This is a genomic window from Spirosoma horti (assembly GCF_054776595.1).
In genome coordinates, this window is sequence record NZ_BAAHBQ010000001.1 from 616,090 (window position 1) to 629,330 (window position 13,241).

Sequence of the window (13,241 nt, forward strand, 5' to 3'; positions counted from 1 at the left end):
GACTCATTAACACTTACTCACTTTGAACGTACCTGTTTTTTTGGCCCGAAAGGTTCGTCACGCACCGGAAGGAAGTTTTTCGGCTACCGTTACCCGCGTTGGGGTAGCCAGTATTGCGCTCGGGTTGGCCATCCTGATTGTCGCGTTTGCTGTTTTGTTTGGCTATAAACGAACCATCGAGCAGAAAATCTTTCTATTCGGTGCTCACTTGCAGGTGAGCAAATTCACCAACAACGCGTCTTATGAACAAACGGCCCTTCCGCTCAAGACAACGCTGTATCAGGATAGCACCCGAATTCCCGGCGTACGTCACATTCAGGCGGTTGCTCTGAAAGCAGGTATTCTGAAAACACCTGAAGAACTCAGCGGGGTCATTCTGAAAGGTGTGGGCAAAGATTATGACTGGAACCTGTTTCGGGGGTCGCTCATTGCGGGGAAAGTGCCCGTCGTTGGTGCCGATACGGGTTCTGGCTCTACCGAACTGCTGCTGAGCCAATTGATGGCCAATCAGTTGAACGTCAAGGTTGGCGATGCTGTCCCCCTGTACTTTCTGGGTAATCCGCCCCGCGCCCGCAAAATGACCGTCGTTGGCATTTATGAAACAGGACTCGAAGAAGTCGACAAGACCATTGCTCTGGGCGATATCCGGCTCGTTCAACGACTCAATCGCTGGGGCCCTGATTCGGTGGGGATTTATGAGATCTATGTGAATGATTTCGATCAGCTAAAAACGGCAGCCGACAATGTTTTTGAGGCCATGACGCCCAATATGCGCTTAACCCGCGTGACGGATCAGTACCGTCCCCTCTTTGACTGGATGCTACTGCTTGATCGGAACATGGTTATCCTGCTAAGCCTGATCACCTTCGTCGCTTCGTTCAACATGGTATCGGTGCTGCTGGTGCTGATGATGGAGCGAACCCCTATGATTGGGCTACTCAAGGCCCTTGGCGGCAACAATTCGCTCATCCGACGCCTGTTTGTTTTCGTTGGGCTGAACATGGTTGGCTGGGGGCTGCTCATTGGGAATGTACTTGGGTTAGGGATTTGTTTCCTGCAGGAACGCTACAGGCTCATTCCTCTTGACCCAAAAAATTACTTCATCAGCTACGTTCCGATCGCCTGGGACTGGAAAACGATTCTCGCTCTGAATGCAGCTACGATTCTGATGATCAGCCTGGTCCTTTGGTTATCAACGGTCATTATCAATCGGATTCAGCCTGTAAAGGCACTGGCGTTCAAGAAGTAATGACAACTACCTATGCGATTGTCATTCCTTCTGATATTTGAATTTCAAGATATAGCCCCGTTTGCCGTCTCCTTCGCTGGCAATGTACAGGTCGCCGTTTGGGGCGAAGCAAATCCCTTCGGGCTGTCGAAATGCCTTGGGGTCTAGCGGTTCGGAATAGATTATTTTTGCCTGTCGGCTAGTAATGAGCAGCCGCTTCCCAACCGACGTGAGCATGTACCACTCGCCCGTTATTGGATGCACCGCAATGCCGGACGGTTTATAGGTCTTGGGGTCGATTCCGGCAGCCTCCAGTTGTTCATCGTTCAGACTCATGTCTTTGAAAACCGCTTTATTCAGCAAATCGAACGAGTAAACGGCTTTATCGCTCGACCCTTTGCCTTCCTTGACAGCAATCAGCAGGCGTTTTGTTTTGGGATCATACCCCAGTCCCTCCACTTCTGTTTTCTTGGGCAAATCGGTTTTTGTACGACCGATTTTGGTCGACTCCGGCGCAAAACGAGACAATCTCCCGTTGCTTTCCAGCACATATACCTCGTCGTTTACGTATTCAATTCCTTCAAAATCACCGTAGCCCCCGAAGCCGAAATCCTGCACTACTTTTCCTGTTTTGGTATCGAACACATATACGACGGCTTCTTCGTCCTGAACACAAAGCAATTTATCGTCTTTGTAATAGGTCAAGCCTGAGATCTCATTCAGCGCGCCGGGCATCGTGTATTTTTCGTCGGGAGCCGTGAGTCGGTAAGGCAGTTTAAAGTCCGAAGCCAGCGTTCCGGTTTCCGGTTTTTCATCCTTTTTCGACGAAGGGCCACAGCCTGCCAGCACCAGCAGTATACCAAAGAAAAGACGATTCATACCAAACGGGTTTTAGGCAAATGTACAGTCTTCTCCCCGAACTTTGAGGCCTGGGCAACGCAACTCACCCACTACAGGTAGTTGTCTGGTAGCTGTAGTCGTCCATTCATAATCCGAATGGCGTCATTCAGATTCCCGAATCTGGCATTCCGCGGGTTTCTTTTTTGCTGTTTCCGGGTTATAGCTAGTTTTGTTGAGTAAACCCACCTCACCATGATATCCTATCGGCTAACGACCTCACAAAAATGGCAACTCGCTATCAGTGTGTTCGTTATTTACTGGCCAATCCGACTATACGTAAATGTAGGGTCGTGGAACTGGCTCCTGATGGGGCGTAATATTCCCTTCTGGATACTGGAAACGATTCTGACCGTGCTCTTCTTTTATGCCTGGCTCACCGTAACGGAATGGCTTCAGCAGGTCCTGTTTAAACGATTCGGGGAAGGGTTTCTGATCGAATTCAAAATACCGGCTCAATTAGCCACATTACTCATTGCCAGCGGCTTGGCATTGGTTTTCAACTTTGCTTTCTTCATGATCTGGCATGGGCTGGATACGGCCCTGGAACACAATTTCGGCATTTATCGCGAACAGGACACCCGCCAGGCAAAGCCCGTATTGCCCCCCAATATTCTGGAAGAACGACGTAAACGCAGCGATCAGCGCCGACGGGTGAATAATGGATTGACGGTTATGGCCATGCTGTCCGCCTTCTATCTGGCTGCCAACCGCCGAACCTACCGCGAGCTGGAGCTTGTGCAGGTACGGGCCGAACGACTCGAAAAGGAGAATGTTCAGGCTCAGTTTGCCGCTCTGAAAAGCCAGGTAAACCCGCATTTCCTGTTCAATAGCCTCAGTATCCTGTCGTCACTGGTGCACGCCGATGCGGAGTTGTCCGAAAAATTCATCGACCAGTTGTCGAGAGCGTATCGGTATATTCTGGAGCAGAAAGATAACGAACGCGTATTACTCAAAACGGAACTGGAGTTCATCCAGGCCTATCGGTTTTTGCTGAATATTCGGTTTGAGAACAAATTCGACGTGGTCATTACGGTGCCCGAGGCCGATCAGACGCGCTATAGCATCGCTCCGCTCACCCTGCAACTGCTGGTTGAAAATGCCGTAAAGCACAACCGCATGTCGACCCGAGAACCGTTGAAAGTACATATCCTGCTGGATAACGATTGCCTGGTTGTCAAAAATAATTTACAGCCACGCCCCCAGTCAGAAACCTCGACGGGTATGGGTTTGCAAAATATCATTACGCGATACGCCATGCTCACCGACCGTCCCGTTTGGGTTGGCGAGAGCGAAGGAAATTTTATCATCAAGGTTCCATTACTCACGTAATGAAAGGTTGCCTGTCCTTTTTATCAGCGGGCAATCTGATCTATTCGTCCGGCACAAGCGGTCCGATTTCACTTTTTAAGCCTATGAACGTAGTCATTATTGAAGACGAGAACCTGACAGCGAAGCGGCTCGAAAGTTTACTTCATAAATACGACCCAGCCATCACGGTTCTGGCTCGTATACCATCCGTTGCAGAAGCGGTAGCCTGGTTTGGCGAGTCAGATCGCTCCATCGATCTGGTCTTTATGGATATTCACCTCGAAGATGACCTTGGGTTCCGCATCTTCGAGCAAACACAGCTGACCACGCCCGTTATTTTTACAACAGCCTACGATGAATACATGATTCAGGCGTTTAAGGTCAATAGCATCGACTACCTGCTCAAACCAATCAACTATGACGAGCTGGTAGCCGCCATTGAAAAATACAAGTCACTGAAAAAACAGTTCGGACAAAACACGTCCTCGTCGCATGATATTGAAACGCTGCTCAATCTGATTGGTAAATCGAAACATACCGACTACAAAGAACGGTTCATGATTACGGTAGGTACCAAAATCAGAAGTATTGAAACCAGTGAGGTCGCCTATTTCTATCTCGAGGAAAAAGTGGTTTTTCTGGTCACGAAAGATGGCCTGACACTACCCGTTGATTACAGCCTGGACAAACTTACCCAACTCCTGAACCCGCGCCATTTTTTTCGTATCAGCCGCCAGTTCCTGGTCTCATTGCCCGCGATTCAAACAATCCATACGTTCTCGGCCGGTAAGCTCAAGCTGGACCTCACCCCCAAATCACGACAGGAAGTGTTTGTTAGTGGCGATCGGATGACCGAGTTTAAGGAATGGCTGGGTAAGTGAACCCATCCCGTGGCCGAACAGCAAAAACCCCGGCTACCAGCTAGTAACCGGGATTTTTCATCGTCAGATAAAAAGGTCAGTTCAGTTTATGCATGGCCACAGGCAGGCATAAACCCGTCGGGCACTGGCAGTCGGCGGGGGTGATCGGCACTGTCACATCGATAAAACAAGTGCCACTCTCACTATAGAGCCGAATGGTGTAGGGCTGGGGATTTGCCGGATTGGGTAGACCCGTGAAGTTCAGGGCTCCCCCACTGACGGTCTGATTGCTGGCGGCTCCATAGGCCGGGCCTGTATAAGTACTACCCAGCGAGATATCCGCCCGTTCGGTATTCTGTAACGTCGTAAAGTCGATCCGCGCCGTGTTGTTGGTCGCTGTGGCACCCAGACAGCTTGCCGGGATACTGGTGGGTATACTTAGATAGGTCGGCATAGATGGCGGTGCCATCACCGTCACGGCGCTGGCGGCCGAGGTGCACCCGTTGCTGTTGCGAACCGTTACGGCATATGTTTTGGCTGGTAGACCTATGAAAATTCCGGTCGTATTGGTGTAGTCTATTCCATTGATACTATAGGTAGACCCGGCTCCTGTAGGCGCACTTACCGTGATCGTGCCTGTGGCCAGGGTGCAACTGGGTTGAGCAGTCACGGTTACTGAAGGGGCCGCGGGGGCTGGGGGCTGAGGCAGTACGGCTACCGACGTGGGCGCTGATAAACAGCCGCCTTTACTAAGCGCTGTCACCTGGTATATACCCGGCACGACACCACTGAATACACCTGACGTATTGTTGTAGGTTGCTCCGTCAATGCTGTAGATCAAATCTGATTCCATGGGTACACTCGCCGTAATGGTTCCTGTAGCCGTGGTACAACTGGGTTGAGTGGTCACCCGCACTATGGGAGCCGCTGGCATAACGGGAGGATTGATCACAACCGTTGTTGGAGGAGAAATACACAACATACCAATACTGCAATTACTGACCCATACCGAATACGTACCCGGTGCCAGCCCCGAAAAGCTTGTACTCGCCATATAGTTCGTGTTATCGATGCTATAGGTAAGGTCAGCGCCCAGGGGAGTCGTAATCGTGATGGTACCTACAGGGCTAAGACAGGTCGGTTTTGTCAGAACGACCGTGGGCGCATCCGGCACATTCGTCGGCCCACTAACGAGGACCGAGGCAGTAGGCCCATAACACGCCTTCGCCGGATTGTAAAACGACGTATAATACGTTCCTGGCGCATTCACAATGGTACTACTCAGGCTGTTGACATCCGTAGCCACAGGCCCCGTGTGCCAGGTTTGGGTTACACCCGTGGGCTGATTGGCGGCCGTAAAACTGCTCAGGTCCGTTATGGCGACCGGGCAAGTGAGGGTTACGGATGGCGTTCCCGTTAAGGCGGGTGCTACATCCCTAATCGAGATAGCATCCAGAAAATTACCATAGGAAAGGTCGCCACCAGCAGCAGAAACAGCTGTAAAGCGAACCGAAAAGGTGTTGTTAGCCACGCCTGCGGGCACGGTGAAAGTTACCGAATAATAGCCCCAGGCGGTATTGCTATCCGAAAAGTTACCCAGATTCAGGTAGGTCGTTCCCGTTACGGCGGTTCCATTGCCCGTGCTGGTGGGGCTTGGTGAACCAATCGTTACGTTCATCACATCCGTTCCTGACCGGCCGCGGTGGGCAAAGGTCAACGTTAATTCAGTTCCTGCATATGCGGTAAAATCCTGATAGGTCATAGCCGCAACATTCGCATTTAGCTCAGTAAATTGATTGCCCGAATACGCTGGAACGTCAAGAAACCCACTACTCCACACTTCTTGAGCACCATCAGCAGCCGTTGTTTTCCAGGGCGATACTGACCCAGTACTTTGGTTAACGATGCTAAAACTAGCTTTCGGAATCTGCGTAGTCTCAAAATCAGTATTTAAAAGGTATGTGCATTGAGCGGACGCCTTTTTGCTTAGCAACAGGAACAGTATAATCAATCCTGAATAAATGATGAAGTGGCTTTTACGAAAATGGGGGCGGTTTACAGTCGTCATAACAATTCTAGCTATCCTGGGTAAGTTTCCTGTCAGGCAGTTAACCCGGTTATTTCTGACCAGATACTACCTAACCGAATGAACTATCAGGACGCTTGATATCTAATTCAGTGCCAGTTTTGACCCCTATACATTCACTTCATTTTCCAAAAATTGGCCATACGTAAACTACTCATTGATGTCATAAATGAGAGAATAGTGCCAAAACTTACTTTCCATTCATTGCAACGGCCCACAATTTGTAACCTATGCCATAACGATCACGACAACCTTGGCCTGAATAGGTAATTTGTTACGCCAGACGCACTTGTCCTAAGACATTCATCGTATTGCCAACACACATACGTATGCGTTGAGATAGCCTCACTCTAGACGTAATTACCTGCGGTATTAAGGGTGGTAACCAGAAAATTAAACGAAGTTATCGAGCCGCCGTCGCCTTAGTTAAACGCTGCGGACGAATCAGCGATAGCGTTGCTTAATATACCCCTACAACTGGTGCCGGACTGAAACCCAGGCTAAATCCCACCGTTAACTTACGCTCAGACAGGTAAGATCGAAAATGAAGGTGTACCTTTGCCGGATGGAGAACCCAAACCAGCCCCGTCGGCAACGCGGCCAGCGAACCGACGTTACACTGTCCGTTTCGGAACCCGCCGAATTAATGGCCTTTCTGATTGCCCAATTGCCGCATAAAAACCGCAACAACATCAAGTCGTTGCTGAGTAATAAGCAGATCCTTGTCGACGGAAAAGTATTTACACAGTTTAATCATCCGCTCAAGCCGGGCCAAGTTGTTACGGTTGCGGCAAACCGTGCCCCCGAAACATCGCAGTACCGGGGGCTGACGATCCTGTTTGAAGATCAAAGTCTGATTGTTATTAATAAACAGGCCGGTTTGCTGTCTATGGCAACCAATAAGGAGCGGGATCGCACAGCCTATGGCATCCTGAGCGATTATGTCAAAAAAGAAAATCCGAAGAACAAGATCTTTATCATTCACCGGCTCGACCGCGAGACATCGGGGGTCATGATGTTCGCCCGAAGCGAAAAGGTGCAGCAGCTAATGCAGGAATCCTGGAACGCTACCACTAAAGAGCGCACCTATGTTGCCCTGGTTGAGGGTGTACCAAACCCGGAACAAGGCCGGATCACCTCCTATCTCAGGGAGAGTAAAGCCCTGATCGTGTATTCGAGCCAGAATCCCGAAAACGGCCAATTATCCATTACGAATTACAAAGTGCTGAAAGCCAATAATGGCTACGCGTTGCTGGAACTGGAGTTGGAAACCGGCCGTAAAAACCAGATTCGAGTGCACATGCAGGACATTGGCCACCCCGTGGCAGGCGATGCTAAATATGGTGCCGCCACGGACCCCATCGGTCGGCTGGGACTGCATGCTGAGGTACTGGCCTTCGAGCATCCCATTACAGGTCAGGCCATGCACTTCAGTGCCCCGGTCCCCAAACTGTTCCTGGGCCTGCTGAAGGAGCGAGTGGAGTGAGCCCCGCCCTTACTTCACAACTCTGTATTTAAGGAGCACCCAGATCGCTTCGATCCCGTCCAGCCAGGAGATTTTTTTTCCTTCTGCAATGGAACGGGGATAATAGCTGATGGGGAGTTCTTTAATCCGTATTCCCCGCTTGGCTACTTTGGCCGTTACTTCAGGACAAAACTCAAAACGGGTGCATTCCAGCGGAATAGACCGCAGGAAATCAGCGTCGAATACTTTGTAGCAGGTTGGCTCATCAGTAAGGCGCTGGTTAAACAGGGCATTAGTGAGTAACGTAACGATCTGACCACCAATGTAAAAACTGAAATACGAATGGCGGTTCTCGGGCTTTAAAAACCGGGAACCGTAAACCACTTTCTCTTTACCATCGGCAATGGGCTTGACCAGGGCCATATAGTCCTGGGGTTCATATTCGAGATCAGCGTCCTGCACAATGGCAATGTCGCCCGTCATGTGCTGAATGGCCGTGCGAATGGCCGCTCCCTTCCCCTGGTTGTGATCGTGAAAAATAACCCGAATGTTGGGCGCAGACTCAACTATTTTCAGTCGTTCGCGGGTGCCGTCCGTCGACCCATCATCAACAATAATTATTTCTTTATTTATGGGAACAGCCTGAATTTTCTCAAGTAACGTATCAATGGAATTAATCTCGTTGTAAGCAGGAATAAGAACAGATAGCAGCATAAAACAAATATAAATGATAACGGGCAAACAAGTTCTGTGTTACTTGCGCACCCAGTATATCAACGGAAAGTGTGGATTTTTAATTTGTACAAAATTCTTTTGCAACCCGGCCCGCAGTTGCTGAATAGCATAAGCATTGGCGGGCTTACTGAGGGCCGTGCTATCATCAATAACACTCGACCGGTTGCCAAACACAACCAGCTTCAGGCTGGTGTCGGCCAGCGCGCGTCCGTATGTATCCGGGTGTGATTCGATGTAATGCGTTGTCTGCATTTCCGTAAAGATAAACGGCACATTCGGCTCCCGATCCGAGAGGTAGTATAAACTTAACGCATTATCGAAGAGTAACACTTTTCCGGCAGGACCCGCCTGTTCCCGGATAAACGCACCCGCCTGTTCCTCGCCCGAATAATCGGCAATGGATACCAATCGTTTGAGTGTAGCTGGCCGGTAGAGCAGCCCACTGATCAATAATAACGCGACCACCAGACCACTTCCCATAAATACCATTTTGTAGGAAACTGCCTTATGACGGGCTTCATAGTGGCTTAGCCACAAATCGGCCATAAAGCCGAGGTGTAAGGCAAAGAAAACAGCCGCCGGAAAGAAGTAATGGCTGGCCTGTGTTTTGAGCATCGCCACGCAGGCAAAGCCAGCCAGCAGTAAAGCCAGCCACATAGCCGGGGTTTGCTGGTATTGTTTTCGATAAGGTTGCTGCCAGACGAGCACAAACGAGACAGCCAGCAACAACAGAAACCAGCTTAGCTTGATCAGAAACTTCGTCAGGAAGATCGTATGCGCTGGATACCCGCCGAAGGGATAGATATAGGTCCACTCCAGGTGAGCCTCCAGCCGGTTGGTCAGGTAGAAATAAAGGGCCGAAAAAACCAGCGGCAGGACAAATCCAAGTAAAACCAGCATTCCCCGTCCGACCATCGGCCAGAACATAAGCCGACCGGTAAGCCACAAGACAAAAATGAATGCCCCAAACCCGACCACATAGAAGGCAGCAACGCTTTTGAAACACATCGCAATGCCGAGCAAAGCCCCCGCGCCCAGCCAACGCCAGCCCGAACGTCCTTTTCCGACCACGGCCAGCGCAAACGCATTCAGGCCAAAGATGGATACCCAGCTTTCCGGTTCCAGAAAATTCATTTCCATAAAGCAACAACTGGCGGCCGTTAGTCCAACCGCCACGAACGCGGCTCGTTCACTAACAATACGTGCTGCCCGCCAGGCGGATAGAACGACCCCGGTCGCCAGCAAGGTAATGAGTCCGGAAACGCTACTATGGTTGTAACCACCCAGCAAATTCAATAAGACATTGGTGGACGAATACAGTAAATAGGATTTGGAGGGGATAAAGTCATAGAGCACATAGCCCTCATTGAGGCTGCGGGCAATAATCAAATATTCGTACGCATCGTAGCCATAGCCAGAGTTGTAGGTAAACAGAAAAAAGAAAGGGCAAAAAAGCACCAGAAACAGAAAAAGACGCGTCATAAAACCCGGATACTGCAGTTGTCAAGTCGGCAAATGTACTGGTTTACAAACAACACACCAGCCCAACCAAAACCTTTTTATTAACCGCCCGGCTATTATTCCGGTTATTACACCAGCCCAGTTCAACCCAAAAGTTCTAGCAGCCAGATTGTTCTTCATGCGGTCATTTTTTGCTTTCGGCATAAAAAAAACGGCATTCAGCCAGATTGTTTTTCGGTTATAAATAGGCAGGGTCAACTTTGGCCCATTAATTATACGATCTCATGAAAGCCCTGCTATTATCTTTACTCATCGTCAGTGCAACAACGCTGTTCGCTCAAACGCCCACAGTACCGGGTGCACCAGCCAGCGGAACAGCCGTTACGCCGGCAACGAGCCAACCAGCCCCGGTTGTCGCTCCAGCGAATACAGTACCCGATCCATTCGGCACGACACCAGCGGCTACTTCTCCCCAGAACTTTACGGCACCCGGTGGCCCAACCACCATTCAGACACCCGGCACACAGCCCCAACCGGCCGTCACCACCTCGGAGGCAGACCCGATTGCCCGTGGTAATGGGAAAATCAGTGGTATGCTTATCGACTCTGCTAGCACCAAGCCCGTTGAGTTTGCAACCATTGCTTTACTCAATACCGCTACCAATAAACCCATCGACGGCACGACTGCCGACGCGAAAGGTAAGTTCACTATTGGTAAAGTAGCCCCCGGAAAATACCGGCTTCAGTATTCGTTTATCGGGTATAAAGACAAACGGAGCGCGCTGATTACCGTCGACAAGAACAGCGACATTAACCTCGGCACCATTAAACTGGGCGCCGATGTTCGAACGCTCAATGAAGTAAACGTAGTGGGGCAGGCCGCTATGATTGAAGAAAAAGTGGATCGGCTAGTGTATAACGCCGACAAGGATATTGCCGCCAAAGGGGGCGATGCCGGTGATATTCTCCGTAAAGTGCCTATGTTATCAGTTGATCTGGACGGTAATGTCAGCCTCCGGGGCAGTGCCAACGTGACGGTACTGATCAACAACAAACCCTCCACCATCGTAGCCAGCAGCGTAGCCGACGCCCTCAAACAGATTCCGGCCGACATGATCAAAACGGTCGAAGTGATCACGTCACCATCGGCTAAATATGACGCCGAAGGGTCAGCGGGGATCATCAACATCGTTACCAAGAAAACGACCCTGCAGGGTGCCACTCTCGATGTAAACGGTGGCGCAGGCAACCGGGGCAGCAACCTGGGGCTGAGTGGGAACTACCGCACAGGCAAAATGGGCTTTTCGCTCAGCGGCTTCGGTCGTGCGGAATACAATGTAAAGGGGTCTTTCCAAAATGATCAGACGACCCGGAACTATGATCCAGCGACCAACACCTACTCGGCCAGTACCCGTACCCTGCAAACGGCCAGCACACTAAGCCAGCGCCTGTTCGGAAACTATCAGCTGGGCTGGGATTATGATATCGACAAACGGACATCGCTCACGGCCAGCATTCGGTATGGCGCCCGCAACGGCACGGCCAACCAGAATAACCTGTTCACGCAAACGTTTTCCCCGACCAGCTATTTCCCAACCATCAGCGACCGGAATGTAAAAACCAAAGATTTGTCGGGCACCGTCGATGCGAACCTAACCTATACCAAGATTTATAAGCCTCAGCAGGAGTTTAGTATCCTGGCGTTGTTTAGCCGGAACAACCGCACCAACAACTTCGTGTCAGATATTCTCGGCGGAACTGATTTTGAGACCATTTCGTCCAGAATCAGAAATGACAACCTGAGCTACAACCAGGAGTCGACGCTGCAGATCGACTATCAAACGCCGATCAAGACGAATCAACTGCTTGAATTTGGGGTGAAAGGTATTTTCCGGAAAGCCAACAGTGACTATCAGTACTACCTCGCCACGGGCGACACGGGTGATTTTATTGTTGATAATTCGCGTCCAGCGAACACGCTTTACTACAACCAGGACATCGCTGCCTCCTATTTGTCGTATACGCTGACAACGAAGAACAAGTATACCATCAAAGCAGGAGCCCGCTACGAATACACGGTCATTGACGCCCGGTTCAGCAACGAAGTGACAGCCACGCCAACCAACATTCCAAACTATGGTACCCTGGTTCCGAGTGTCAACATTTCCAAAAGCCTGAAAGGTGGCCGGATTTTGAAACTGGCCTACAACCGCCGGATTCAACGCCCCGGTATTCAGTTTCTGAACCCGAACGTCAACTCCTCGAACCCAACAAACATCACCCGTGGGAACCCGCTGCTTTCGCCCGAATTTACGGATAACATTGAGTTCAGTACGAGCGGTAACATCAAAGGCGTGTACCTGAACGCGTCGTTGTTCGGTCGGCGGACCAATGGGGAGATCACGGCTGTTCGCGATGTAACCCAACAGCCCGTTGGTGATCCGATCAACCAGGTATTCCAGCAGGTGATCCAAACGACCTATCAGAACGTTGGGCACCAGGACGCTTACGGACTGAATCTGTTTGGTAATGGAACCCTGTTCCGTAAACTTCAACTGGGTGGTGGTATCGACGTCTACCATGTTAGCCTGACCAACAACAATGCGAACCCGGTCTATTCGGCCTCGAATTCGGGCCTGGTCATCGCCGGACGCATCCAGAGCAGCCTTTCGCTGAGCAATGGCTGGGGTTTCCAGATCTTCGGTGGCGGCCGGGGCAAGCAGGTACAATTACAGGGCTATCAGAGCCCGATGTATTTCTACAGCATCGGCATGCGGAAAGAGTTTAACGACAAGAAAGCGAGCCTGGGTCTGGCTGCAGAGAACATCTTCAACCACCCATTCACCCAGCGGTCTGAACTGTCGTCGCCCATCCTGAGTCAGAATTCGCAGACGAGTTTCTACAACGCGGGTGTTCGCCTGACGTTCAGCTACAAACTGGGCAAAATGAGTTTCGATGCGCCACAGAAACGGAAAAGATCGGTCAACAACGACGACGTGAAAGATGGCGACGGTGGTGGCGATAACCAGCAACAGCCAGCCCAACAATCGGCTCCAGCCGGTGGTGGCCGTCCGGGTGGTGGTCGCCCACGCTAAAAGATTACACCCGGCCAGACGTGTCTGGCCGGGTTTCCGACAATTAGATTAGGTTGGTGATCAATCCCTCTTGCTTTGCAGGAGGGGTTTCTTTTTGTGGTCT

Annotated in this window: 9 protein-coding genes; 5 read left to right on the forward strand and 4 right to left on the reverse strand. The window is 50.7% G+C overall.

Annotation, left to right across the window (positions count from 1 at the left end; genetic code table 11):
* Positions 1-22 precede the first annotated feature (22 nt).
* The gene (locus tag ACYVAM_RS02580) at positions 23-1,249 is read left to right on the forward strand and encodes an ABC transporter permease (protein WP_461063607.1); all 1,227 of its coding nucleotides are present in this window, start codon (positions 23-25) and stop codon (positions 1,247-1,249) included.
* A gap of 21 nt (positions 1,250-1,270) precedes the next feature.
* Here the strand turns inward: ACYVAM_RS02580 and ACYVAM_RS02585 are convergent, their stop codons facing one another.
* Positions 1,271-2,107: an SdiA-regulated domain-containing protein gene (locus ACYVAM_RS02585; RefSeq protein WP_461063609.1), complete on the reverse strand. Its 837-nt coding sequence runs from the start codon at positions 2,105-2,107 to the stop codon at positions 1,271-1,273.
* Between the two features lie 216 nt (positions 2,108-2,323).
* On the opposite strand from ACYVAM_RS02585, the gene ACYVAM_RS02590 reads away from it, so the two are divergent.
* Together ACYVAM_RS02590 and ACYVAM_RS02595 are read left to right on the forward strand one after the other, a co-directional pair.
* Complete coding sequence (locus ACYVAM_RS02590; RefSeq protein WP_461064213.1) at positions 2,324-3,457, forward strand: sensor histidine kinase; 1,134 nt, start codon at positions 2,324-2,326, stop codon at positions 3,455-3,457.
* 83 nt (positions 3,458-3,540) lie between these two features.
* A complete protein-coding gene (locus tag ACYVAM_RS02595) occupies positions 3,541-4,317 on the forward strand; it encodes a LytR/AlgR family response regulator transcription factor (RefSeq protein ID WP_461063611.1) in 777 nt (258 codons plus the stop codon).
* A 76-nt stretch (positions 4,318-4,393) separates the two neighbouring features.
* Here the strand turns inward: ACYVAM_RS02595 and ACYVAM_RS02600 are convergent, their stop codons facing one another.
* A complete protein-coding gene (locus ACYVAM_RS02600; protein ID WP_461063613.1) occupies positions 4,394-6,364 on the reverse strand; it encodes a hypothetical protein in 1,971 nt (656 codons plus the stop codon).
* A 583-nt stretch (positions 6,365-6,947) separates the two neighbouring features.
* Here ACYVAM_RS02600 and ACYVAM_RS02605 point away from each other — a divergent pair.
* Positions 6,948-7,868: an RluA family pseudouridine synthase gene (locus ACYVAM_RS02605; RefSeq protein ID WP_461063615.1), complete on the forward strand. Its 921-nt coding sequence runs from the start codon at positions 6,948-6,950 to the stop codon at positions 7,866-7,868.
* Positions 7,869-7,877: 9 nt separating this feature from the next.
* Here the strand turns inward: ACYVAM_RS02605 and ACYVAM_RS02610 are convergent, their stop codons facing one another.
* A complete protein-coding gene (locus ACYVAM_RS02610; RefSeq protein ID WP_461063617.1) occupies positions 7,878-8,561 on the reverse strand; it encodes a glycosyltransferase family 2 protein in 684 nt (227 codons plus the stop codon).
* A gap of 39 nt (positions 8,562-8,600) precedes the next feature.
* On the reverse strand, positions 8,601-10,064 hold the full coding sequence (locus ACYVAM_RS02615; protein ID WP_461063619.1) for a hypothetical protein: 1,464 nt from the start codon (positions 10,062-10,064) through the stop codon (positions 8,601-8,603).
* A gap of 263 nt (positions 10,065-10,327) precedes the next feature.
* Here ACYVAM_RS02615 and ACYVAM_RS02620 point away from each other — a divergent pair, with 263 nt between their 5' ends.
* Positions 10,328-13,138 (forward strand): TonB-dependent receptor domain-containing protein, encoded by a 2,811-nt coding sequence (locus tag ACYVAM_RS02620; protein ID WP_461063621.1) that lies wholly within the window; start codon positions 10,328-10,330, stop codon positions 13,136-13,138.
* The last annotated feature ends 103 nt before the right edge of the window (positions 13,139-13,241 follow it).